This is a genomic window from Citrobacter sp. Cb028, assembly GCF_030336705.1.
Classification (GTDB): Bacteria; Pseudomonadota; Gammaproteobacteria; order Enterobacterales; family Enterobacteriaceae; genus Citrobacter; species Citrobacter braakii.
This window is the reverse complement of the sequence record NZ_JAOWCZ010000034.1, coordinates 906,829-930,822: the sequence shown is the minus strand read 5'-3', so window position 1 is coordinate 930,822 and position 23,994 is coordinate 906,829. Positions and strand designations below refer to the sequence as shown.

Genomic DNA, 23,994 nt, shown 5'->3' with positions numbered 1-23,994 from the left:
ATCCCGTCAGGCGCTTAGCGCAGGTTGACCAGTGTGTTGAGGATCTGGTCCTGGGTTTTGATGGTCTGCGCGTTCGACTGATAGTTACGCTGGGCGACGATCATATTCACCAGTTCTTTACTCAAATCCACGTTTGATGCTTCCAGCGCGCCGTTGGTCAGCTTGCCGAAGTTACCCTCGCCTGCAGTACCCAGCAGCGCCACGCCGGAAGACTGCGTGGCTGCCCAGACGTTGTCACCCTGAGAAGCCAGACCTTCGTTGTTGGCAAAGTTTGCCAGCACGATCTGCCCCAGAACCTGTTGCTGTTCGTTGGAGTAGTTACCGACCACAGTACCGTCATTGTTAATCTGGTAGCTCACCAGGTCGCCCGGCTTGTAGCCATTCTGATTCGTGGCAACGATGTTGTTGGCGCCAGTGTTTTGCTGCATGGAATTGAGGAAGCTCAGGGAGAAGTTCGCCGGAACTGCGCCATTGATCGTACCGGTCGTTATCTGAATTTGCGGTTGGGCATTAGCTGGGCCTTCAACGGGGATTTTTGGTCCCGTCGGATCTGCTGGATCTACTGGCACAGTCCCTGGAACATAATTGTTCACTGAGGTCAGCGTACCGTTAGCACTAAAGTTCATCACCGCATTCTTGTTGGCAACTGAACCCGCAACGCTGGAGTCCTGGGTGTAGACATCCCATTTGTTCGGGCCTGTTTTGACATAAAAAATATTCATGTCGTGGGCGTTACCCTGGCTATCGAAAACGGTAACTGAGCCTTTTTTGTTGTAGGAATCCGCATCGCTTGGATTAAACGGGGTCTTCGTTGGCACCTTGTCAGTGGAGTTCAGGTTGATCTGCATTGACGCAGTCGTGGTGGTTTTAGCCGCCATCAGCGTATTCGGGATAGTGATCGGCGCCGGGTTAGCACCTTGCTGTATCGTTGGCGGTGTACCGGTAGCCGGATAGCCCGTCAGCTGTAGCCCCTGCATGTTGACGATATTGCGGTTTTCATCGAGCTTGAACTGACCGTTACGGCTGTAGAAAACGGAACCGTTGCTGTCTACCATGCGGAAAAAACCGTTCTGGCTGATAGCGACATCCAGCCCGCGACCGGTGTTAGTAGTGGTACCGTCGGTAAAGTCCTGGGTAATGCCCGCAACTTTAACGCCCAGACCCACTTTAGAACCGGCGAACATATCGGCAAAAGAGGCCGTACCGGATTTAAAACCGTAGGTGGCGGAGTTGGCGATGTTGTTACCAATGACATCGAGGTTGGTCGCTGCAGCGTTCAGACCGCTGACCGCTTGTGAAAAGGCCATGACTTACTCCTGATAAGTGTGAAGGCTTAAATGATCTGCCGTACTTCGTCGAGGGTGGTGGTTCCATAGGTGCCCAGATCCAGCGTATTACCGCCGTTGCTGCGAATAACGCCCTGCACCAGCGCAAACTGAAGCGGCTGAGCCACCAGTTGTGTTCCGCCATTACTGGCAGCAATTGACACGTTGTAAGAACCGCTTGGCGCATCCGTGCCATCGGTCATGGTGCCGTCCCAGGTAAAGGTATGAACGCCCGCTTTCAACCCACCAATATCAATGGTGCGTACCACCTTGCCGTCTTTATCGGTAATGGTTGCGGTAACCTTGTCTGCCGGTTGCTGCAGTTCAACGCCAAACGGCGTGGTGGTGGTTTTTGCGCCCTCTTCCGTACCTTTACCGGTCAGGATGGTGGTACCTGGGATCATGACACCGTGGCCAATCAGCGTACTGGCCTGCAGCGACTGACTGTTGTCGATCTGCCCGGAGATCGATCCCAGCGTGGTGTTCAGTTTCTCAATTCCGCTCACGGTACTGATTTGCGCCAACTGGGTGGTCAGTTCGTTGTTTTGCAGCGGGTTGGTTGGATCCTGGTTTTTCAGCTGTGCAACCAGCAGCGTAAGGAAGCTGCTTTGCAGGTCCGCGGCGTTGCTGCCCGTCAGTGAACTCTTCCCCGTTGCGTCATTCACACCCGTCGTGCTCGGGTCATTCATTTTTACAGCAATAGACATGTGCGCCTCCTTTTACTGGCCTAGCGTCAGCGTTTTGAGCATCAAGCTTTTCACCGTATTGAGCACTTCGACGTTTGCCTGGTAGCTACGCGAGGCTGACATGGTGTTGACCATTTCGCCGACGACGTCCACATTCGGCATTTTTACGTAACCGTTCGCATCGGCCAGCGGATTACCGGGTTCATAAACCAGCTTATCCGGCGCCTGGCTTTCAATGACGTCAGCGACTTTTACGCCACCGGTTGCCGCACCTGGCGCGGCATCAACCTGAAACACAACCTGCTTCGCGCGATACGGCTGACCGTCAGGTCCGGTGACGCTATCCGCATTCGCCATGTTGCTGGCCGCCACGTTCAGGCGCTTAGACTGAGCCGTCAGCGCAGAGCCTGCGATATCAAAAATATTTAACAGCGCCACGAATTAGTTCCCTCCTTGCAGCACGTTCATCATGCCTTTGATTTGTCCACCCAACGCGGTCAGCCCCATTTGATACTTGAGGCTGTTGTCTGCAAATTGCGTACGCTCCCGGTCCATATCTACCGTGTTGCCATCGAGAGACGGCTGATCAGGAATGCGGTAGAGCAGTTCCGTAGAAGGAGCGGAAACGGTCTGGGCCGGAATGTGTTGTGCAGAGGTCAGCGTCAACGAGACACCGCCGGTTTCTTCCCGTCCTCGCACCATGACTTTTTTTAATTCACTGGCGAAATCCAGGTCGCGCGCCTGATACCCCGGCGTGTCGGCATTGGCTATGTTGGCCGCCAATACTTCCTGGCGTTGGGCGCGCAAATTCAGCGCTTCCTGTTGAAAACGTAAGGCGGCGTCGAGCTTATCGAGCATATCTCCTCCGCAAATGACAAAATTCAGCCGACAGCTTAAATCCCATTACGCGCGCGTTATCGCCGGAATAAACGCAAAATGCGTCGCTATTTGTTGCGTTGATGACTGCGTCACACAGGTAGAATCCTGTCACTACCTGAAAAAGCACGAGGTTTTGATGCAAACGTTTAAACGTGGAGTCGTCGTGGCAGCACTGCTGTTCAGTCCTATGACGCTGGCGCAAGACCTGAATTCACAGCTGACGGCATGGTTTTCCCAGCGACTGGCCGGATTTAGCGATGAGGTCGTCGTTACTATCCGAACGTCGCCAAACTTATTGCCGAGCTGCGAACAACCAGCATTAAGCGTGTCCGGGAGTGCAAAATTGTGGGGTAATGTGAACGTGCTGGCGCGCTGCGCCAACGAGAAACGTTATCTGCAGGTGAACGTGCAGGCCACGGGAAACTACGTTGTTGCCGCCGCGCCCGTCGCTCGGGGTAGCGCCCTGACTTCGGCCAGCGTAACGCTAAAACGAGGTCGACTGGACCAACTCCCTCCGCGCGCCGTGCTGGATATGAATCAGGTGCAGGATGCCGTAAGCCTGCGCGATCTGGTGCCCGGTCAGCCGATACAGCTTTCCATGTTGCGTCAGGCATGGCGAATCAAGGCCGGTCAACGCGTCCTGGTTATCGCCAACGGAGATGGCTTTCGGGTGAATGCCGAAGGTAAGGCGCTGAACAATGCCGCCGTCGCCCAGAATGCCCGAGTACGGATGATTTCAGGCCAGGTGGTGAGCGGTGTCGTCGATTCTGATGGGAATATTCTTATTAACCTATAATAGGTTAAAGATTTTTTAGCGTGTGCCGATAGATAAACAACCAATGATTACAGCGGGCCGCTATAGCGTAACCCCTCGATGAGGATAAACAAAATGAGCATTGATCGTACCTCACCATTGAAGCCAGTAAGTACCGTTCAGCCACGTGAAACCAGCGATGCGCCGGTACAAAAAACGCGGAAGGAAAAAACCACCGCCACCACCAGCACCAGCGTCATGCTGAGCGACGCCCAGGCCAAACTGATGCAGCCCGGCACCAATGACATCAATATGGAACGCGTGGAAGCACTCAAAACCGCGATCCGTAATGGCGAGCTGAAAATGGACACCGGAAAAATTGCCGACTCGCTGATCCGCGAGGCGCAGAGCTACTTACAGAGTAAATAAAGTATGACTCGTTTGTCAGAAATACTTGACCAGATGACGACCGTCCTCAATGACCTGAAAACGGTAATGGATGCTGAACAGCAGCAGCTTTCCGCAGGATATATTAACGGCAGCCAGCTACAGCGTATTACAGAAGAAAAAAGCTCTTTGCTGGCAACCCTTGATTACCTGGAGCAGCAGCGCCGTCTGGAGCATGACGCCACGCGCAGCGCCAATGATGAAATTGCCGAGCGTTGGCAGACCATTACCCGGAAAACACAGGACCTACGCGAACTCAACCAGCACAACGGTTGGCTGCTGGAAGGGCAGATCGAGCGCAATCAACAAGCGATTCAAGTGCTGAAACCGCACCAGGAACCGGCGCTGTATGGCGCAAACGGTCAAACCTCTGCTGCGCACCGCGGCGGGAAAAAATTCTCTATCTGATGCTAGCCTGATAACGTTTTGCTTATCAGGCCTACGCGTTTTGTAGGCCGGATACGGCGTCATGCCGCCATCCGGCATTAATCTGTTACGCCGTCCGGCGCACAAACTCTTTCACTTTAAAGCCCAGCACCGCGAGTGCAGCGAAGTAAGCAGCAATACCTGCCACCACAACGGCCATCAGACGCAGCAGACGCCATAACATCGTTCCCTGCGACCAGTCCGGCATGATGTAGAGCATCCCAACCAGCGCCGCCGACATCACCAGCACAGAAATCACCAGTCGCGCCAGGAACCAGGCCCAACCCGGTTGTGGGGTAAAAATTTTCTGTTTACGCAGTTGCCAGTACAGCAGTGAAGCGTTCAGACACGCCGCCAGACCAATCGACAGCGACAGCCCGGCATGTTTCAGCGGCCCAATAAACGCCAGGTTCATTACCTGGGTCATAATCAGCGTGACAATGGCAATCTTGACTGGCGTTTTAATATCCTGGCGCGAATAAAAACCAGGGGCCAACACTTTCACCACGATCAAGCCAATCAAACCTACCGAATATGCCACCAGCGCGCGCTGCGTCATCGCGGCGTCAAAGGCGGTAAATTTACCGTACTGGAACAGAGAAACCGTCAGCGGTTTGGCCAGAATCCCCAACGCCACGGCGCTCGGTAATGCCAACAGAAAACACAAACGCAGGCCCCAGTCCATCAGACGGCAATACTCATCATGATTACCGCTGGAAAAACTTTTGGACAGCGAGGGCAGCAGGATAGTCCCCAACGCGACGCCAAGTACGCCAGACGGAAACTCCATCAGACGGTCAGCATAATACATCCATGACACTGAGCCAGAGGCCAGAAATGAAGCGAAAATCGTATTGATGATCAGTGAAATCTGGCTGACAGATACCCCAAGGATCGCCGGGCCCATTTGCTTGACGACGCGCATCGCCCCCGCATCACGGAAGTTCACGCGCGGCAGCACCAGCATGCCAATTTTCTTCAGGTGCGGAAGCTGGTAAATCAGCTGCAGCACGCCGCCAACGGTAACGGCCCACGCCAGCGCCAGCACCGGAGGGTGAAAATAAGGAGCAGCAAACAGCGCGAAACCGATCATGCTGATATTCAGAAAGGTCGGCGCAAACGCCGGAATGGAAAAGCGATTCCAGGTATTCAGGATCGCACCCACCAGCGAAGCCAGTGAGATCAGCAGAATATACGGAAAGGTGATCCGTAGCAGTTGAGTGGTCAGCGCAAATTTGTCCGCGGTGTCGGCAAACCCAGGCGCGGTGACTAAAATCACCCACGGGGCAGCCAGCATCCCGGCGACCGTCACCACGGCCAGCGCCAGAGTCAACAGCCCGGAAACGTAAGAGACAAAGACGCGGGTCGCATCCTCACCCTGCTTACTTTTATATTCGGCAAGAATAGGCACAAACGCCTGCGAAAAAGCGCCCTCAGCAAAGATTCGGCGCAGCAGGTTAGGAAGTTTGAACGCCACAAAAAAGGCATCAGTCGCCATCCCTGCGCCAAAGATTCTGGCGACAATCGCATCACGCGCAAAACCCAGCACACGTGAAAACATCGTCATCGAGCTGACGGCTGCCAGCGACTTTAATAAATTCATCTATGTTGTATTCCAGACTCTGAGGCAAAACCCCGACAAACCTGCCCGTAGGTCGGATAAGGCATGATCGCCGCCATCCGGCACTTTTGCTGTGCCTGATGGCGACGCCGTAGCGTCTTATCAGGCCGACAAACCAGCCTATGGTTGAAAAGAGGTGTTATTTTTGAGTTGGCATATAGTACCTGGATTACAATGAATTACTACCGCCAGATGTTACAGGGGGTTATTCAGCCATTGCCTCCCGCCACAGCTTTTCGACAACGCGCTGGGCCAGGAGCGCCTGCTCACCTGCCGTCTGGGGAACCGTCTGATTTTGCACGCACTCAATGAAATGACGTGCGCATCCGGCAAAACCACGCTGTTCCAGGGTAGTTTGCCAGCCTGCTACCGGCTTGTGCACCACACCTTGCCCGCGCTCTTCCCGCCATTCCCGCATATCCGTGACGTCAATCAGGCCACCATCCGTCACCGCCTGCACGCTCTCGCGCTGGCTACCGGCGCGGCGATGCATACTGGTCGTTATCTGCATTTGCCCGGCAGAAAAATGGTGCTCCGCATAGAGCATCGCGCCGGATTCATTGGTTAACAGCGTACCGTTATTTAACTGCACTTTCTCTCCCGCCAGCCACAATGCGGTATCGACAACATGCAGATAGTCGTCCAGCAGAGTGAAGCGCAGATCGTGCGGCCCGACGCTGTCCGTCCGGTGCTTATCCATGCGTACGGACGCCGCATTGCCCAACTGGGATTTGAGATCCTGATAAAGCGGCGCAAATCGACGGTTAAACCCCACCATCAGCGTCAGCTTTTTCCGCTCGGCCAGCTCCACCAATTGTTCAGCCTCGCGCAGGTTTTCCGCCAGCGGTTTATCCACGCACACGTGAACCCCGGCATTCAGCAGTTCGCTGACCACCGCATAGTGCGTTGCGGTACTGGAATGGACGAAAACCGCATCGCAGGTTTGCGCCAGATTAACCAGTGAATCAACGTAGGGTATCCGCCAGGTATGACAGATACGCTGCGCTTTTTCACGCGAAGGTGAAAATGCCCCTTCCAGCGTCCAGTCTGCACTAGCGCCCAGCACGGGCAGCCAGGCCTTTTGCGCAATCCCGCCTAGCCCGACAACGCCGATACGTAATTTATTCACATTAGTCTCCCAGGTGCGCCAGCAAGGAATCAAGCCGCTGCTTAAGCTCCGCGACGTCTGTTTCCAGCGCGTCAACGCGCGCCTGTAGATCACCCGAAGCTGCCGGAAGTTCATCTGCCGTGGCCATCGCTTCATCAACGTCACCGCAAAACAGGTGCATATAACGGCTTTCACGTTTGCCCGGCTCACGCGCCAGGCGAACGACATAAGGACCATCTTCCCGGGTTGCCAGTTTCTCCAGTGTCGACTCTACTTCGGCCATGTCGCTGAATTCGTACATCCGGGAGGCGCGGCTACGCAGTTCACCAGGTGTTTGAGCGCCGCGCAGCAACAGCGTGGTAATGAGCGCGACTTCCCCCGCGCTGAGCTTAAGATTACCAAACTCAGAGTTGCAGAAACGCTGCTCATATTTCGTGACGCGATTACCAAAGCCACTCACCGTACGCAAGAAATGCCGTTTCACCAGGTTATCAAGCTGATCCTGCACGTCGGATTCCGACAGGTTCATCACGGGTTCACGATTCGTTTTTTGATTGCAGGCGGTTACGACTCCGTTAACGGAGAGCGGATACTGTTCAGGTGTAGTCACTTGTTTTTCTAATAAACAGCCAATCACCCGTGCTTCAGTGGCGGTTAATTCGTATTTCATCGTCTTCTCCATTAATCATGGCTGCATCTGAAACTTAGCGGCCGGGGGTCCATTCTGATGCGGTCAACGCCGTCAGCACGTGATCGCGCCACTGCCCGTCAATCAGCAGGTAGTCTTTGGCATACCCTTCTTTTTCAAAACCCAGTCGCGCCAGCAGGTCACCGCTGCGTTTATTATGTGGCATGTAGTTAGCCATAATGCGGTGAATATGCTGCGTGCGCTGCATATAGCGGATGGCCGAGGTTAAGGCTTCATACATCAGCCCCTGCCCCTGCCACTTCTGTGCAATGGAGTAACCGAGATAACAGGCGTGGAAAGATCCCCGCACGATGTTCGAGAAGTTCGCGACGCCAATAATCTCTTTTTCTTCCGGATCGAGCAGCGCAAAGTAATAAGCGGTGCCCTGTTTATGAAACTCAGAGATCATGCTCAGACGCGCCTGCCAGCCTGACGGATAACAGTGGCTTTCATCGCGAATAGGTTCCCAGGGTTTTAAGAAATGACGATTTTCTGCGTAATAATCTGCCAGACGCCAGGCATCACGCTCATGCACTAAACGCACGACCAGGCGGTCCGTGGTTAAGCGCACTTTTGGCACGTTACTGCGATAGCCAAACATTCTATACCTACTCCTTCCCGTAACGTCTTCAATACGCTATTCGCATTACTATACCTGCGCAAATACGCCCTGTGAAAAGAGCAAAATGCCATTTTTTGAATTATTCACACATTTTGATGAAAACTCTCTATCAAGACGGACTTTTGATAAAAAAATATTGTCCCGCGAAGGGTGGGAAAAGCGATGACGACACCGCAGAATAGGAGGTGCTTATCTTTTAAACTCTATCCAGAGTGACGAGTTTTTCCCTGGAGGGGAAATGTCGCAAGTCTCGCAGGCAAGGAACCTGGGTAAATACTTCCTTCTTATCGATAACATGCTGGTCGTGCTGGGTTTCTTCGTCGTTTTCCCGCTGATCTCAATTCGTTTCGTCGATCAAATGGGCTGGGCCGCCGTGATGGTCGGTATCGCGCTTGGATTACGTCAATTTATCCAGCAAGGTTTAGGTATCTTCGGCGGTGCTATTGCTGACCGTTTCGGGGCAAAACCGATGATCGTCACCGGCATGCTGATGCGCGCTGCCGGATTCGCCACCATGGGCATTGCCCATGAACCGTGGCTGCTGTGGTTTTCCTGCTTTCTTTCCGGGCTGGGCGGCACGTTGTTCGACCCTCCCCGCTCGGCGCTGGTGGTCAAACTGATCCGTCCGGAAAAGCGCGGGCGTTTTTTCTCTATTCTGATGATGCAGGATAGCGCCGGGGCCGTGGTTGGCGCGTTGCTCGGCAGTTGGTTATTGCAATACGATTTCCGTCTGGTGTGTGCCACCGGCGCAATTTTGTTCGTTCTGTGCGCGGCGTTTAACGCCTGGCTACTTCCGGCATGGAAGCTGTCGACGGTGAAAATTCCGGTGCGCGAAGGAATGAGCCATGTGATGCATGACAAGCGCTTTGTCACTTATGTGCTGACGCTGGCGGGCTATTACATGCTGGCGGTACAAGTGATGCTGATGCTGCCAATAATGGTAAACGACATCGCTGGCTCACCGGCCGCTGTGAAATGGATGTATGCCATCGAGGCGTGCCTCTCTTTAACGTTGCTCTACCCGATTGCCCGCTGGAGTGAAAAACGCTTTCGCCTTGAGCATCGCCTGATGGCCGGTCTGCTGGTGATGTCTTTAAGCATGATGCCCATCGGCCTGGTCGGAAATTTGCAGCAGTTGTTCACCCTGATTTGCACGTTCTATATTGGCTCAATCATCGCCGAACCGGCGCGTGAAACCCTGAGCGCCTCGCTGGCGAATGCACGGGCACGGGGAAGCTATATGGGTTTCAGTCGACTGGGACTCGCCATCGGCGGCGCCATTGGTTATATCGGCGGCGGCTGGCTGTTTGACATGGGTAAAGCCCTGGCACAACCGGAGCTGCCCTGGATGATGCTCGGCATTATCGGCTTCATCACTTTCCTGGCGCTGGGGTGGCAATTCAGTCTCAAACGCCCAACGCGTGGTATGCTGGAGCCTGACGCCTGATAGCCAATCTGGTGTACGCGCATTTTTCAGTTTTTTCTGCTGTTACCCGCAGCGCTGGTGCTCGATGATGCTTTGTGTCACGATTACACCACAAGCATCATGTTGAGGAACCCCATGAAAAAGTTTTTTTTTGCCGCTGCACTAATTGTCAGCGGCCTGTTGGTTGGTTGTAATCAACTCACGCAATACACGGTTAGCGAGCAAGAGATTAATCAGGCCCTGGCGAAGAATAATAACTTTTCAAAAGATATCGGTTTGCCTGGCGTCGCTGAAGCACATATCGTACTGAACAATCTCGCCAGCCAGATAGGCCGTGAAGAACCCAATAAAGTGACGCTGACCGGAGACGCCAATCTGGACATGAACTCCCTGTTTGGCAGTCAGAAAGCAACCATGAAGTTGAAGCTAAAAGCCTTACCGGTTTTCAATAAAGAAAAAGGCGCGATTTATCTGCAAGAAATGGAAGTCGTGGACGCTACCGTCACGCCGGAAAAAATGCAGTCGGTACTGCAAACGCTGATGCCTTATTTAAATCAGTCGCTGCGCAACTATTTCAACCAGCAGCCGGCATACATTCTGCGGGATGACAGCAGCCAGGGGGAAGCGCTGGCGAAAAAACTGGCGAAAGGCATTGAGGTGAAACCGGGAGAAATCATTATCCCGTTCACCGACTAATATGACAGAGGGCGCCGATGCGCCCTTTTTTTTCGTGCAAACGAAAACGTTTCCGCTTATCCTTTGTTTCCGGCAAAAAAGACTATCCTCAGCCGGAGCATATTGATGACTGCACCATCCCAGGTTTTAAAGATCCGCCGCCCAGACGACTGGCATCTTCACTTTCGCGATGGCGACATGTTAAAAACTGTCGTGCCCTATACCAGCGAAGTTTATGGCCGCGCCATTGTCATGCCGAACCTGGCTCCGCCCGTCACCACGGTGGACGCGGCTATCGCTTACCGCCAGCGAATTCTTGACGCGGTACCTGCCGGACACGACTTCACGCCATTAATGACCTGCTACTTAACGGATACGCTGGATCCCAATGAGCTGGAACGTGGATTCAACGAAGGCGTGTTCACCGCCGCAAAACTCTATCCGGCCAATGCCACCACCAACTCGACGCATGGCGTAACCTCTATTGATGCCATCATGCCAGTGCTGGAACGGATGGAAAAATTGGGTATGCCTCTGCTGGTGCACGGCGAAGTGACGCATGCGGATATCGATATTTTCGATCGCGAGGCGCGCTTTATTGAAACGGTGATGGAACCACTGCGTCAGCGCTTAACTGCGCTGAAAGTGGTGTTTGAACATATCACGACTAAAGATGCTGCCGAATACGTGCGCGACGGCAATGACCTTCTGGCGGCGACCATTACGCCGCAGCACCTGATGTTTAACCGCAACCACATGCTGGTCGGCGGGATTCGCCCTCATCTGTACTGCCTGCCGATCCTCAAACGTAACGTCCATCAACAGGCGCTGCGTGAGCTGGTCGCCAGCGGGTTTAACCGCGCCTTCCTCGGTACCGACTCAGCGCCGCATGCGCGTCATCGCAAAGAGTCAAGCTGTGGCTGTGCGGGCTGCTTTAATGCGCCGACCGCACTGGGCAGTTATGCCACCGTGTTTGAAGAGATGAATGCACTGGACCATTTTGAAGCCTTCTGCTCACTTAATGGCCCACAGTTCTACGGTTTGTCGGTGAATGAAACCTTTATTGAGCTGGAACGCGTGGAGCACCAGGTCCCGGAGAGCATTGCGCTGCAAGATGATACGCTGGTGCCTTTCCTGGGGGGTGAAACGGTACACTGGTCCGTGAAAAGCTAAAAAAAGTGTAGCCAACTGGTGAGAATAACTGTATAAATAAACAGTATATTCCACAGGGGGCTACTATGCGTATTGAAGTCACTATTGCCAAAACTTCACCTTTACCTGCTGGTGCAATTGACGCGCTGGCAGGTGAACTCTCCCGCCGTATTCAGCACCATTTTCCGGATAACGAAGGTAACGTTACCGTCCGTTATGCCGGCGCAAACAATCTGTCGGTTATTGGTGCCACCAAAGAGGATAAAGAACGCATCAGCGAGATCCTCCAGGAGACCTGGGAAAGCGCGGATGACTGGTTCATCAATGAATAAATAATGATATGCAGTGATGTTTGTTTGCCGGGTCGCCCCGGCTTTTTTATACACACCATCTTTTAATCAATAGTTCATTCCTTCTGGCAAACTGATATTTTAATAATAAATTCCTGGCTATCTTTTAACCACAACACCAAAATAATTGTGCAACATGCTTAAAAAAAATGAATAACATGTCGGTTTGTTAGTCAGATAACGCTGAAAACGAAAATTTTATGTGCTTACCTCTTTAAATTTTCAATGAATACCCTTATTTATTGATATACTGAAGTTGCTTCAGAAAAAACGCATTGAACCTCGAAAACCGTTGTCTAGTAACACGAATTAGGGGGCATGATGGAAAAGAATAATGAAGTCATTCAGACTCATCCGTTAGTAGGATGGGACATCAGCACTGTTGATAGCTACGATGCGCTGATGCTGCGTTTGCACTACCAGACCCCGAATCGTCCAGACCCGGATGGGACTGAAGTTGGTCAAACGCTCTGGTTAACCACTGATGTTGCCAGGCAATTTATTTCGATATTAGAAGCAGGAATCGCTAAAATTGAATCCGGCGATTACCAGGTAAATGAGTATCAGCGACATTAAATCTGATACATCCAACCATCAAAAGGCACCTTTCCGGTGCCTTTCTTATTTCCAGGTTGAATATTCCGGGTCACTTATTTACCCTGCTACTATCGCGATTGCAGAGAGAAGCGGATGAAATACGACTTAATCATAATTGGCAGCGGTTCCGTGGGCGCCGCAGCCGGATACTATGCCACTCGCGCCGGTCTGAAGGTTCTGATGATCGATGCGCATATGCCACCGCATCAGCAGGGCAGCCACCACGGCGACACTCGATTAATTCGTCATGCCTATGGCGAAGGTGAAAAATATGTTCCGCTGGTGCTGCGTGCGCAAACATTATGGGATGAATTATCCACCCAAAATGAAGAACCGATTTTTGTGCGCTCTGGTGTCATCAACCTTGGTCCGGCAGATTCAACCTTCTTAGCGACCGCGGCGCAAAGCGCAAAACAGTGGCAACTCAATGTTGAACAACTGGATGCAGCAGCCATTATGGCGCGCTGGCCAGAGATTCGCGTACCTGAAAACTATATCGGTCTGTTTGAAGCGGAGTCTGGTTTTTTACGTAGTGAGTTAGCGATTAAAACCTGGATCCGTCTGGCGGAAGAAGCAGGCTGTGCGCAGCTATTTAAATGCCCGGTCAGCGCAATTCGTCATAGTGATGATGGCGTCACGGTAGAAACCGCCGATGGTGACTATCACGCGCAAAAAGCGGTGATCAGCGCCGGAACCTGGGTACAGGCATTAGTCCCTGAACTACCGATACAACCGGTACGCAAAGTGTTCGCCTGGTATCAAGCCGATGGGCGTTACAGCGTTAAGAATAACTTCCCTGCCTTCACCGGAGAGCTACCAAATGGCGATCAATTCTACGGTTTCCCGGCAGAAAACGACGAGCTAAAAATTGGTAAACACAATGGCGGACAGGTAATTCATTCGGCAGAAGAGCGCAAGCCGTTTGCCGCTGTAGCCAGCGATGGTTCTGAAGCCTTCCCATTCCTGCGCACAATTCTGCCAGGCGTGGGCTGCTGTCTGCACGGTGCGTCCTGCACCTATGATAACTCACCAGATGAAGACTTTATTATTGATACTCTACCGGAGCATGACAACACGTTGATCATCACCGGGCTGAGCGGACATGGCTTTAAGTTTGCCTCCGTCCTCGGAGAGATTGCGGCAGACTTCGCCCAGGACAAACCGTCTGACTTTGACCTGACTCCCTTCAGGCTAAATCGTTTTAAGCGATAATAAATGAATGGCCTCGTTGGTGAGGCCATTTTTAATGACAGGAATAACGTTGATGCGCCGCATCTTTCACTATCTGGTTAATAATATTCGCGAGCATCTTATGCTCTACATTATTTTATGGTCGCTGCTGGCAATTATGGATGTGATATATATTATGTTTTTCTGAACCCGCAACGCTGACACTAATTGACATAAACTGATATTAACTTAATTTTCATTGCAATTAACTGAACAAGAAAAATACCTTAAACACCCAGAAACCAAGCCTTAATGTCATCCACCCCTACTAATTCCTTGATGATTACTTCACAATTCAATCAATTTTATTGAATCAAAAACAAATATCACCATTATTGTTATTTATTAGTTGCATTAATGTCTTTTACGCGCCATTTTCATTCACTTATGAAATATCTAACGGTGCACTTATGCAATTCAATAATACTCCACAACGCTATGGCGTGGTGTCTGCCGCTTTGCACTGGCTGATTGCGATTGCTGTATATGGCATGTTTGCGCTGGGATTGTGGATGGTCACGCTCAGCTATTACGACGACTGGTATCACCAGGCCCCTGAACTGCATAAAAGCATCGGCGTTGTGCTTATGATGGGGCTGGTTATCCGCGTCGTCTGGCGGTTGATCTCCCCTCCTCCTCCTGCGCTGGCAAGTTATTCCCGTTTCACCCGCATCGCGGCGGCACTGGGTCACCTCGCGCTATACACATTGCTCTTTTCTATTGTCATCAGCGGGTATTTGATTTCCACCGCTGATGGCAAAGCGATAAGCGTATTTGGTTGGTTCGACATTCCTGCCACCCTTGCCAATGCGGGCGCTCAGGCCGACCTCGCCGGTAGTCTGCACCTGTGGCTTGCGTGGACTGTGGTGGTTTTATCGCTTCTGCACGGACTGATGGCCCTGAAACATCACTTTATCGATAACGACGATACCCTGAATCGCATGTTGGGAAAATCGTCATCTGACTATGGAGCTTAAAATGAAAAAAAACCTGCTGGGACTTACACTCGCCTCTCTGTTATTCACCACCGGGTCAGCCGTGGCGGCAGATTACAAAATTGACAAAGAAGGACAGCATGCCTTTGTTAATTTCCGTATTCAGCACCTGGGTTACAGCTGGCTGTACGGCACATTTAAAGATTTCGACGGGACTTTTACCTTTGATGAGAAAAATCCCGCAGCCGATAAGGTTAACGTCACCATCAAAACCAACAGCGTTGACACCAATCACGCCGAACGCGACAAGCACCTGCGCAGCGCAGATTTCCTTAACGTGGCCAAATTCCCGCAGGCGACCTTTAGCTCTACCAGCGTGAAGAAAGAGGGGAACGACCTGGATATCACCGGTAATCTCACCCTGAACGGCGTCACCAAACCGGTTACGCTGGATGCGAAGCTGATCGGTCAGGGCGGCGATCCGTGGGGTGGCACGCGTGCGGGTTTTGAAGCAGAAGGTAAAATTAAGCTGAAGGACTTCAACATCACCACCGATCTCGGCCCGGCGTCTCAGGAAGTCGATCTGATCATCTCAGTGGAAGGCGTCCAACAGAAGTAACGTATGAGTTGCCGGATGGGGCTAAAGCCGCCATCCGGCATAATGACTATTGCGCAGGGTCCGGAATACCCAGTTTGGTATTCAGGCGACCGCGTGACTTATTAAAGATTTTGTTGCCATTTTCACGTCCGGCGCGAAGACGACGTTGCTCTTCTTCCGGCAACTTACTCTCTTCGCTACACAATTCGCTACAGCAGCCGTTATACTTCTGCGCGCAGGCCGGACACTGGATAAACAACAGATGGCAGCCATCATTTTTGCAATTAGTATGGCTGTCGCACGCCGTTCCGCACTGATGACAATGCGCAATAACATCTTCAGAAATCCTTTCGCCCATACGCTCATCAAAAACGAAGTTTTTACCGACAAAACGCACAGGAAGCCCCTGTTCACGTGCCTTGCGGGCATATTCAATAATACCGCCCTCAATGTGCCAGACTTTGCTAAATCCGTTGTGTTTCATCCAGGCGCTGGCTTTCTCACAACGGATCCCGCCGGTGCAATACATAACGATTTTTTTATCTTTATGCGCCTGCATCATTTCAACGGCTTTCGGTAACTGGTCGCGGAACGTGTCTGCCGGGATTTCTAGCGCATTCTCGAAATGGCCCACTTCATATTCATAGTGGTTGCGCATATCAATGAATACCGCGTCAGGATCGTCCAGCATGGCGTTTACTTCCGCCGCCTTCAGGTAATCACCTACGTTGCTGGCGTCAAATTGCGGATCGTCAATACCATCCGCCACGATGCGTTCACGCACTTTCATACGCAGCACCCAGAACGATTTACCATCATCATCCAGCGCGATATTCAGACGTAACCCGGCGAATGCGGGATCAAACGCATAAAGCTGCTGGCGGAATGCCTCGACGTTGCTTTGCGGTACGCTGATTTGCGCATTGATTCCTTCATGGGCAAGATAAACGCGCCCGAAGACGTTCAATGCAGTGAACATCTGGTACAGCGCATCACGCGTGTGCTGAGGATTGGCGATGGTGAAATATTTATAGAATGAGATCGTCGTGCGCGGCTCGGTCTCAGCCAACATTTTGGCTTTGAGCGCATCGTTCGAAATGCGGTTGTGTAACACTGGCATGGTGTACGTATCCTGCAAATAGGGAAAAATGAAAATCGGCGGCATAATAAAGCAAACACCGCCAATTTACATCCACACATTTTACGCTACATTTCTTACTCCAATATAAAAGTGCAACAACAATTGCTGGTTTAATCACCGTTCTCCCGTCACAAATTTTTGATATGCGCGAAAAAATGCGACAATACAGGCAATTGGTCGTTTGAAGACAGGATAGACATGACGAATTTACCCAAGTTTTCGGCTGCGTTACTGCATCCACGTTATTGGTTAACCTGGCTGGGCATTGGCATCCTTTGGTTAATCGTGCAGTTACCCTACCCGGTTCTTTACAAGTTGGGCTGCACATTAGGTCGTCTGGCATTACGTTTGATGAAACGTCGGGCAAAAATTGTTTCCCGTAATCTGGAACTGTGCTTCCCGCAAATGAGCGAGCAGGAACGCCAGCAGATGGTCATCAAGAACTTCGAGTCCGTGGGCATGGGCGTGATGGAAACCGGAATGGCCTGGTTTTGGTCTGACAAGCGCATTTCACGCTGGACGGAAGTTATCGGGATGGAACATATCCGCGACGTTCAGGCGCAAAAGCGGGGAATTTTGTTAGTGGGTCTGCACTTTCTGACCCTTGAACTGGGGGCGCGTCAGTTTGGTTTGCAGGAGCCGGGGATAGGCGTATATCGCCCTAACGACAACCCACTGCTCGACTGGCTACAAACCTGGGGCCGTATGCGCTCTAATAAATCCATGCTCGATCGTAAAGACCTGAAAGGAATGATTAAAGCGTTGAAAAAAGGCGAAGTGGTCTGGTACGCGCCGGATCATGACTACGGCCCCCGCGCCAGCGTATTTGTCCCGCTTTTTGCTGTTGAACAGGCCGCAACAACCTCCGGGACCTGGATGCTTTCACGCATGTCGAATGCCTGCCTGGTACCGTTTGTTCCCCGCCGCAAACCTGACGGTAAAGGTTATCAATTGATTATGCTGCCTCCGGAGTGTTCACCGCCGTTAGACAACGCGGAGACTACGGCAGCGTGGATGAATAAGGTTGTTGAGCAATGCATCATGATGGCCCCAGAGCAGTACATGTGGCTACACCGTCGTTTCAAGACGCGTCCTGAAGGTTCACCTTCCCTGTACTAAAGCACGGTTGCAGTCCTGTGGACTGCAACACCTTCCCTGCCCGCTTTAGGTTTAACTGCTATCCGCATTGCAGCAACTATCAACCAGGCGCATAATTAGCCTGCTTTCTTATATTCAATCGATAGCGCAAACAGCGCGCCACACTGCGGAACGCTATGTCACCCTCAGATGCTCCCATAAACTGGAAACGTAACCTCACCGTTGCCTGGTTGGGTTGTTTTTTAACCGGTGCAGCATTTAGCCTGGTTATGCCCTTTTTGCCCCTCTATGTCGAGAGCCTCGGCGTCACGGGTCATAGCGCCCTGAATATGTGGTCAGGTCTGGTCTTCAGCATCACTTTTCTCTTTTCCGCCATCGCCTCTCCTTTCTGGGGTGGCCTTGCCGATCGCAAAGGGCGAAAAATCATGCTGCTGCGTTCCGCATTGGGTATGGCGATTGTGATGCTGCTGATGGGGCTGGCGCAAAATATCTGGCAGTTCCTGGTCCTGCGCGCCCTGTTGGGTCTGCTCGGCGGTTTCATTCCCAACGCCTATGCGCTGATCGCCACCCAGGTTCCGCGCAATAAAAGCGGCTGGGCGCTGGGAACGCTTTCCACCGGCGGCGTCAGCGGCGCACTGCTCGGACCGTTGGCAGGCGGGCTGCTCGCGGATCAGTACGGACTACGCCCGGTATTTTTCATCACCGCCAGCGTACTGCTGCTCTGTTTTATCCTGACGCTATTTTTTATTCGCGAACGTTTCCAACCGGTGAGCAAGAAAGAGATGCTGCACATTCGCGAAGTCGTGGCCTCGTTAAAAAATCCCAAACTGGTGCTGAGCCTGTTTGTCACAACGCTGATAATCCAGGTGGCAACCGGGTCCATCGCGCCAATTCTGACGCTGTACGTTAGAGAGTTGGCTGGCAACGTCAGTAACATCGCCTTTATCAGCGGGATGATTGCTTCCGTACCGGGCGTGGCTGCGTTAATTAGCGCCCCGCGACTTGGCAAATTAGGTGACCGAATTGGCCCGGAGAAGATCCTGATTGTTGCTCTGGTCATCTCCGTGCTGCTGCTTATTCCAATGTCGTTTGTACAATCGCCCTGGCAACTTGCCGTTCTGCGCTTTTTATTGGGGGCCGCTGATGGGGCTCTGCTCCCGGCAGTACAAACGCTGCTGGTCTATAACTCAACCAATCAGATCGCCGGGCGTATTTTCAGTTATAACCAGTCATTTCGCGATATCGGTAACGTAACGGGACCGTTAATGGGGGCGGCAATTTCCGCCAACTACGGTTTTCGCGCCGTCTTCTGCGTGACCGCGGGCGTCGTACTGTTTAACGCTTTCTACTCGTGGAATAGTCTGCGCCGTCGCCGGAGCACTGAGGCTACGGGATGATTTTTGTGCATTCATACTTGCAATATCGGAGAATCAACTATTATTTCCCTGAATACTTCATTAAATCAAAGGGAGACTCTGATGACCATGTATGCCACGCTGGAAGAAGCCATTGATGCCGCTCGTGAAGAATTTCTGGCTGATAACCCTGACCTTGAGCCCGACGAAGCCAGCGTTCAACAGCTAAGCGTACAAAAATACGTGCTACAGGATGGTGACATTATGTGGCAGGCGGAATTCTTTGCTGATGAGGATGAGGGCGAGGGTGAATGCCTGCCAATGCTGAGTGGTGAAGCGGCCCAAAGCGTTTTTGATGGCGACTATGATGAAATTGAGATCCGTCAGGAGTGGCAGGAAGAAAACACGCTTCACGAATGGGATGAAGGTGAATTCCAGTTGGAACCTCCCCTGGATACCGAAGAGGGTCAGACCGCGGCCGATGAATGGGATGAGCGATAGCTTACTCGTAAGGTCCGTGGTGAATGTCGAGCGGGAGCAGCAAGGTATCAAACACCAGCGAAAATGGCAGGTCGAGGATGGTGACGTAGCGCCACGCGGAGTCCCGGACATCCCATTGCACGCCAGGATAGTATTGGTTTCCGTGCCCTTGCCCTGGGATAGTTCGGCTAATAATACTGCCGCATCCGCTCAGCAAGCACACCATGATTGCCACTGCCAATATTCGCACCTGATACCTCACGGCTCTTTTATTTAGTATAAAAAAATACCGGCACCAGGCCGGTATTTTCACGTTACATAACGCTTACTTTTTCCTGAGCGCCAGCGGATTCAGGGTCAGTCCCTGGTAGTAATTCACCCACGAAGAATACTTATCAGGTGAATTCCAGACGCGATAGTGCAAACGCGCCATCGTCACCGGATCGCTCAACAGCACCAGACGGCGGTCACGGTTTAGTTTCTCCGGCGTTTCGTTCAGCGCCTGCTCCACATGGCGGTCACGGGCAATCTCAAGCACGTTACTCGCGCGGTGACGTGCAGTCGCCATTGCCGTTGCCAGTGCGTTAAATGACGGGTTAAACACCGCATGCATAAAGCCGTCGTCCAGCGTACGATTGCGGTTCATCACCAGATAGGTATCCGTATCCACCAGCACCTGCGGCGGAGAATACTCTTCCGGGATCAGGAACAGCTTCCAGCGCTTGGTACGTAACCCAACCGTGGAACGGCTGGAAATCACGGAAACAAACGGCGACAGGATCAGCGAGAAGACAATCGGCGCCAGCCAGAACAGGAAACGCAGATCCAGCCAGGCCATACCTACCGCCCACACCAGCCCCAGCAGTAACTGAGAACCGTGACGCATAAATGCTTCACCCCACGGGGTGGAATCGTCATCACGCTGCGGTGAATTCCACACCACTTCCCAACCGAGGAAGGCGCTCACGACAAAGACGGTATGGAACAGCATACGCACCGGCGCCAGCAGCACGGAGAACAGAACCTCCAGCAGCAGCGACAGCGTGACGCGGATAAACCCGCCGTACTCTTTCGTCCCTTTACACCAGATGAGCAAAATACTCAGCAGCTTCGGCAGGAACAGCAGCACCATCGTAGAAGCAAACAGCGCGATCGCCAGTTCAGGACGCCACTGCGGCCATACCGGGAACAGCTGGCGCGGTTGCAGGAAGTATTGTGGTTCCGTCAACGCATGCACCACCTGCAATGCGGTCGATAACGCGAGGAACATAAACCACAGCGGCGCGGACAGATAGGACATAACGCCGGTCAGGAACACCGCACGGTGAACCGGGTGCATCCCCTTCACCAGGAACAGACGGAAGTTCATCAGGTTGCCATGACACCAGCGACGGTCACGCTTGAGTTCATCCAGCAGGTTCGGCGGTAGCTCTTCATAAGAGCCCGGCAGATCGTAAGCAATCCACACGCCCCAGCCGGCACGACGCATCAACGCCGCTTCGACGAAGTCATGGGAGAGAATCGAACCCGCAAACGAGCCTTCGCCCGGTAACGGCGCAAGCGCACAGTGTTCGATAAACGGCTTCACGCGAATAATCGCGTTATGGCCCCAGTAGTGCGATTCCCCCAATTGCCAGAAGTGAAGTCCAGCGGTAAACAACGGACCATAAACACGGGTCGCAAACTGCTGACAGCGCGCATACAGCGTATCCATACCGGAAGCCTTCGGTGAAGACTGGATAATCCCGGCATTTGGATTCGCTTCCATCAGGCGCACCAGTCCGCTCAGACAGTCACCGCTCATCACGGAGTCAGCGTCCAGCACCACCATGTAGCTGTACTGATTTCCCCAGCGACGGCAGAAGTCATCAATGTTGCCGCTTTTACGCTTCACGCGACGACGACGACGACGGTAGAAAATCTGCCCTTCGCCTTGCACTTCGGCAATCAGCTCCATCCACGCTTTTTGTTCTGCTACGCAGATATCGGGGTTGTAGCTGTCGCTCAGGATGTAAACATCAAAATGCTCGGCGTTGCCCGTCGCTTTGACCGACTCCCACGTGGCGCGAAGTCCCGCGAATACGCGGTCAACGTCCTCGTTACAGATCGGCATAATCAACGCGGTCCGGTGTTCGGGATTTAACGGTTCGTCCCCAACCGTTGAGGCGGAGATACTGTACTTATCTCGCCCAATCAACAGTTGCAGGAAGCCCATCAGCGCGGTCCAGAATCCTGCTGAAACCCAACAGAAAAGCACGGCAAACAAAATGAGAATGCCGGTCTGGAGCATGTAGGGCAGCAGTTGCATAAAGGAAACCCATAAATCCTGCCCCATCATGTCAACAGGATTAATGAATGCCCAACCCTGATACGGAAGGATCGTCTTCATATACCAGGTTGCGACGACCGTTTGCGCCAGCGTTAAGATCAACAACGTATAGCGGCGGATGGTGCCAACCGTACGCCATTTTTGCTCGCTCTCCTGTTCTTCTTTCGTCAAACGCGAAAGATAACGCGGAGTCACATCGCGCCCGCGCAGGCGATCCCAAAAGCGGCCAACCGGGTTGGTACGCCAGGGATCGGGGAACATAGAGGTACGCGTTGCTTTTGGCATCGCCTGCAGCTGATCGCGCCCCTCATCGTCCTTAACCAACTGCTCTTTGGCCAGAGAATCAGGCCACGCCTGCTCCAGGCGAGCTTTCACCGAACCCTGCGGTGAATCATCTTCGCGCGAGTACGTACGATGCTCGGCATCCAGCGCCTGATGAACGGCGCGGATGTCAGTTTTCGGCAGTGCCGCTTTTTCGATATCCGAAAGCGGCATTGCGTCAATATACTCAGTTGTCTTATTCATTGGCAGGTAACTGGTAGCTCCAGGTTTCACTCAGCGTCTGATCGGCATTGACCAAGGCAGCACGCATTTCAGTGGTTTTCTTCACATCTTTCACTTTCACGCGCAATACCAAACGCCAACCTTTAGTTACCGGGTTGTAGCGCACAGTACTTTCAACGATCTCGCCGTTGTCGCCAATACTGGTTTGTGCGGTAACCGGGGTATCCTGCGGCAGCTTTTTCATATCCGTGCCGGTAAAGTCCACCACAAACGCGATGGTGCCATCAGGCTGACGAATGAGGTTAGACTGTTTTACATCACCGGTAGAACGACGAGTCTGCTGGACCCAGGCGCTATCAGGGGCATGAAGCTTGTCTTCGTCACGCGTGAACGTCAGGGTGTACTTGAAGTTCATCTCTTTACCAGCTTCAGGCAGTTGATCCGGCGTCCAGTACGCAACGATGTTATCGTTCGTTTCATCGTTAGTTGGGATTTCAACTAACTCAATCTTACCTTTACCCCAATCACCTTTTGGCGTGATCCAGGCGCTTGGGCGCAGATCGTAACGATCGTCGATATCTTCAAAACGCGAGAACTGACGGCCACGCTGCAGCAGGCCGAAACCTTGCGGATTTTCCATCGCAAAGCTGCTCACCGCCAGATGTTTCGGGTTATTCAGCGGACGCCAAATCCACTCGCCGTTGCCAGCGTGGATCGACAAACCGTTAGAGTCATGCAGTTCCGGACGATAGTTGGTCGCCGGAGAAGGCTGGTTTGGTCCGTACAGGAACATACTGGTTAACGGTGCCACGCCCAGCTTGCCCACTTTGTCGCGCAGATAAACTTTGGACTGAACATCGACTACCGTGTCACGACCCGGAATGATGACAAAGCGATACGCTCCGGTTGCGCGCGGAGAATCCAGCAAGGCATAAATGGTCAAACGTTTGTCAGTCGGTTTCGGACGCTCGATCCAAAACTCACGGAAGCGGGGAAATTCTTCGCCAGAAGGCAGAGCGGTATCAATCGCGAGACCGCGCGCAGACAGACCGTAGACCTGCCCTGCCCCCAGAACACGGAAATAGCTGGCACCGAGCATGCTGACGATTTCGTCGTTTTTATCTTTGCTGTTGATCGGATACAGCACTTTGAACCCGGCGAAACCGAGATCTTTTACCGTGTCTTTATCATGCTGAACATCGCCAAAATTAAAATAATCCGGGCTGTATTTGATTCTTTTCACCGCTGTAGCGGTAACTTCGTTGATTTTGACCGGCGTGTCGAAGTACATACCCTGGTGGTAGAACTCGAGCTTAAATGGGGTCTTGAGATTGCTCCAGTAGGCTTTATCGCGGTTAAACTGGATCTGCTGATAATCCGCATATTTCATGTCGCGGAAAACGGAGGGCAAGTTACTTTTTGGCGCCTCATAGCCTTTACCGGCTAAGGATTGAGCTTGTTTTGCAACATCATCGATGCTGAACGCCCAGCTCGATGATGTGTACAGCGTTAACATAACTGCTGCACCCAACCAACGCATTTTCATCATTTGTAGTTTATGTTTCATA

General features: G+C 52.4%; 27 protein-coding genes. 15 read left to right on the top strand and 12 right to left on the bottom strand.

What is annotated here, in order from left to right:
• Nucleotides 1-14: 14 nt before the first annotated feature.
• The 4 genes from flgE to flgB are packed head-to-tail and all read right to left on the bottom strand — an operon-like array spanning nt 15 to nt 2,869.
• Nucleotides 15-1,307: a flagellar hook protein FlgE gene (gene flgE / locus OGV75_RS14105; RefSeq protein ID WP_046274760.1), complete on the bottom strand. Its 1,293-nt coding sequence runs from the start codon at nt 1,305-1,307 to the stop codon at nt 15-17.
• Nucleotides 1,308-1,333: 26 nt separating this feature from the next.
• Nucleotides 1,334-2,032 carry a flagellar hook assembly protein FlgD gene (gene flgD / locus OGV75_RS14100; RefSeq protein ID WP_016152627.1) on the bottom strand — a complete coding sequence of 233 codons (699 nt, stop codon included), beginning with the start codon at nt 2,030-2,032 and terminating at the stop codon, nt 1,334-1,336.
• Nucleotides 2,033-2,044: 12 nt separating this feature from the next.
• Nucleotides 2,045-2,449, bottom strand: a complete 405-nt coding sequence (gene flgC / locus OGV75_RS14095; RefSeq protein ID WP_006685091.1) for a flagellar basal body rod protein FlgC — start codon at nt 2,447-2,449, stop codon at nt 2,045-2,047.
• A gap of 3 nt (nt 2,450-2,452) precedes the next feature.
• Complete coding sequence (flgB, locus tag OGV75_RS14090) at nt 2,453-2,869, bottom strand: flagellar basal body rod protein FlgB (RefSeq protein WP_016152626.1); 417 nt, start codon at nt 2,867-2,869, stop codon at nt 2,453-2,455.
• 157 nt (nt 2,870-3,026) lie between these two features.
• Between flgB and flgA the strand changes: the two genes are divergently transcribed.
• The 3 genes from flgA (at nt 3,027) to flgN (ending at nt 4,499) form a co-directional block, all read left to right on the top strand.
• A complete protein-coding gene (gene flgA / locus OGV75_RS14085) occupies nt 3,027-3,686 on the top strand; it encodes a flagellar basal body P-ring formation chaperone FlgA (protein WP_016156187.1) in 660 nt (219 codons plus the stop codon).
• 93 nt (nt 3,687-3,779) lie between these two features.
• Nucleotides 3,780-4,073: a flagellar biosynthesis anti-sigma factor FlgM gene (gene flgM / locus OGV75_RS14080; protein ID WP_016152624.1), complete on the top strand. Its 294-nt coding sequence runs from the start codon at nt 3,780-3,782 to the stop codon at nt 4,071-4,073.
• A 3-nt stretch (nt 4,074-4,076) separates the two neighbouring features.
• On the top strand, nt 4,077-4,499 hold the full coding sequence (gene flgN / locus OGV75_RS14075; RefSeq protein ID WP_016152623.1) for a flagella biosynthesis chaperone FlgN: 423 nt from the start codon (nt 4,077-4,079) through the stop codon (nt 4,497-4,499).
• Between the two features lie 85 nt (nt 4,500-4,584).
• Here flgN and murJ read toward each other — a convergent pair whose 3' ends face one another.
• The 4 genes from murJ to rimJ all read right to left on the bottom strand — a co-directional run bounded on the left by murJ (nt 4,585) and on the right by rimJ (nt 8,535).
• Nucleotides 4,585-6,120, bottom strand: coding sequence for a murein biosynthesis integral membrane protein MurJ (murJ, locus tag OGV75_RS14070; RefSeq protein WP_016152622.1), 1,536 nt, complete (start codon nt 6,118-6,120; stop codon nt 4,585-4,587).
• Between the two features lie 223 nt (nt 6,121-6,343).
• Nucleotides 6,344-7,267 carry a Gfo/Idh/MocA family protein gene (locus OGV75_RS14065; RefSeq protein WP_286480814.1) on the bottom strand — a complete coding sequence of 308 codons (924 nt, stop codon included), beginning with the start codon at nt 7,265-7,267 and terminating at the stop codon, nt 6,344-6,346.
• Between the two features lies 1 nt (nt 7,268).
• The gene (locus tag OGV75_RS14060; RefSeq protein ID WP_181545791.1) at nt 7,269-7,916 is read right to left on the bottom strand and encodes a YceH family protein; all 648 of its coding nucleotides are present in this window, start codon (nt 7,914-7,916) and stop codon (nt 7,269-7,271) included.
• 34 nt (nt 7,917-7,950) lie between these two features.
• Nucleotides 7,951-8,535: a ribosomal protein S5-alanine N-acetyltransferase gene (gene rimJ, locus OGV75_RS14055; protein WP_095716045.1), complete on the bottom strand. Its 585-nt coding sequence runs from the start codon at nt 8,533-8,535 to the stop codon at nt 7,951-7,953.
• Between the two features lie 259 nt (nt 8,536-8,794).
• Between rimJ and mdtH the strand changes: the two genes are divergently transcribed.
• The 9 genes from mdtH (at nt 8,795) to OGV75_RS14010 (ending at nt 15,540) form a co-directional block, all read left to right on the top strand.
• A complete protein-coding gene (gene mdtH, locus OGV75_RS14050) occupies nt 8,795-10,003 on the top strand; it encodes a multidrug efflux MFS transporter MdtH (RefSeq protein ID WP_016156184.1) in 1,209 nt (402 codons plus the stop codon).
• A gap of 114 nt (nt 10,004-10,117) precedes the next feature.
• Nucleotides 10,118-10,678, top strand: coding sequence for a lipoprotein (locus tag OGV75_RS14045; protein WP_016152618.1), 561 nt, complete (start codon nt 10,118-10,120; stop codon nt 10,676-10,678).
• 105 nt (nt 10,679-10,783) lie between these two features.
• A complete protein-coding gene (pyrC, locus tag OGV75_RS14040; protein ID WP_137381091.1) occupies nt 10,784-11,830 on the top strand; it encodes a dihydroorotase in 1,047 nt (348 codons plus the stop codon).
• A 65-nt stretch (nt 11,831-11,895) separates the two neighbouring features.
• On the top strand, nt 11,896-12,141 hold the full coding sequence (gene dinI, locus OGV75_RS14035) for a DNA damage-inducible protein I (protein WP_003036157.1): 246 nt from the start codon (nt 11,896-11,898) through the stop codon (nt 12,139-12,141).
• A 339-nt stretch (nt 12,142-12,480) separates the two neighbouring features.
• The gene (gene bssS, locus OGV75_RS14030) at nt 12,481-12,735 is read left to right on the top strand and encodes a biofilm formation regulator BssS (protein WP_003036154.1); all 255 of its coding nucleotides are present in this window, start codon (nt 12,481-12,483) and stop codon (nt 12,733-12,735) included.
• Nucleotides 12,736-12,849: 114 nt separating this feature from the next.
• Nucleotides 12,850-13,968 (top strand): N-methyl-L-tryptophan oxidase, encoded by a 1,119-nt coding sequence (gene solA / locus OGV75_RS14025; protein WP_049269882.1) that lies wholly within the window; start codon nt 12,850-12,852, stop codon nt 13,966-13,968.
• A 52-nt stretch (nt 13,969-14,020) separates the two neighbouring features.
• Nucleotides 14,021-14,134 carry a YceO family protein gene (locus OGV75_RS14020; protein WP_003036148.1) on the top strand — a complete coding sequence of 38 codons (114 nt, stop codon included), beginning with the start codon at nt 14,021-14,023 and terminating at the stop codon, nt 14,132-14,134.
• A gap of 262 nt (nt 14,135-14,396) precedes the next feature.
• The gene (locus OGV75_RS14015) at nt 14,397-14,963 is read left to right on the top strand and encodes a cytochrome b (protein ID WP_286480813.1); all 567 of its coding nucleotides are present in this window, start codon (nt 14,397-14,399) and stop codon (nt 14,961-14,963) included.
• Nucleotide 14,964: 1 nt separating this feature from the next.
• Nucleotides 14,965-15,540, top strand: coding sequence for a YceI family protein (locus OGV75_RS14010; protein WP_047359340.1), 576 nt, complete (start codon nt 14,965-14,967; stop codon nt 15,538-15,540).
• A 46-nt stretch (nt 15,541-15,586) separates the two neighbouring features.
• Here OGV75_RS14010 and trhO read toward each other — a convergent pair whose 3' ends face one another.
• Nucleotides 15,587-16,639, bottom strand: coding sequence for an oxygen-dependent tRNA uridine(34) hydroxylase TrhO (gene trhO, locus OGV75_RS14005; RefSeq protein ID WP_016152613.1), 1,053 nt, complete (start codon nt 16,637-16,639; stop codon nt 15,587-15,589).
• Nucleotides 16,640-16,858: 219 nt separating this feature from the next.
• On the opposite strand from trhO, the gene OGV75_RS14000 reads away from it, so the two are divergent.
• From OGV75_RS14000 to OGV75_RS13990, 3 genes are all read left to right on the top strand, one after another.
• Nucleotides 16,859-17,779, top strand: a complete 921-nt coding sequence (locus OGV75_RS14000) for a Kdo(2)-lipid IV(A) acyltransferase (RefSeq protein WP_286480812.1) — start codon at nt 16,859-16,861, stop codon at nt 17,777-17,779.
• A gap of 155 nt (nt 17,780-17,934) precedes the next feature.
• On the top strand, nt 17,935-19,155 hold the full coding sequence (gene mdtG / locus OGV75_RS13995) for a multidrug efflux MFS transporter MdtG (RefSeq protein WP_286480811.1): 1,221 nt from the start codon (nt 17,935-17,937) through the stop codon (nt 19,153-19,155).
• Between the two features lie 81 nt (nt 19,156-19,236).
• Nucleotides 19,237-19,614 (top strand): MysB family protein, encoded by a 378-nt coding sequence (locus OGV75_RS13990; protein ID WP_016152610.1) that lies wholly within the window; start codon nt 19,237-19,239, stop codon nt 19,612-19,614.
• Nucleotide 19,615: 1 nt separating this feature from the next.
• Here OGV75_RS13990 and OGV75_RS13985 read toward each other — a convergent pair whose 3' ends face one another.
• The 3 genes from OGV75_RS13985 to mdoG form a co-directional block, all read right to left on the bottom strand.
• Nucleotides 19,616-19,843: a YceK/YidQ family lipoprotein gene (locus tag OGV75_RS13985; RefSeq protein ID WP_016152609.1), complete on the bottom strand. Its 228-nt coding sequence runs from the start codon at nt 19,841-19,843 to the stop codon at nt 19,616-19,618.
• Nucleotides 19,844-19,918: 75 nt separating this feature from the next.
• Complete coding sequence (mdoH, locus tag OGV75_RS13980) at nt 19,919-22,447, bottom strand: glucans biosynthesis glucosyltransferase MdoH (protein ID WP_019076449.1); 2,529 nt, start codon at nt 22,445-22,447, stop codon at nt 19,919-19,921.
• Nucleotides 22,440-23,975, bottom strand: a complete 1,536-nt coding sequence (gene mdoG / locus OGV75_RS13975) for a glucans biosynthesis protein MdoG (protein ID WP_085951042.1) — start codon at nt 23,973-23,975, stop codon at nt 22,440-22,442. The genes mdoH and mdoG overlap by 8 nt, the downstream gene beginning before the upstream one ends.
• Between the last annotated feature and the right edge of the window lie 19 nt (nt 23,976-23,994).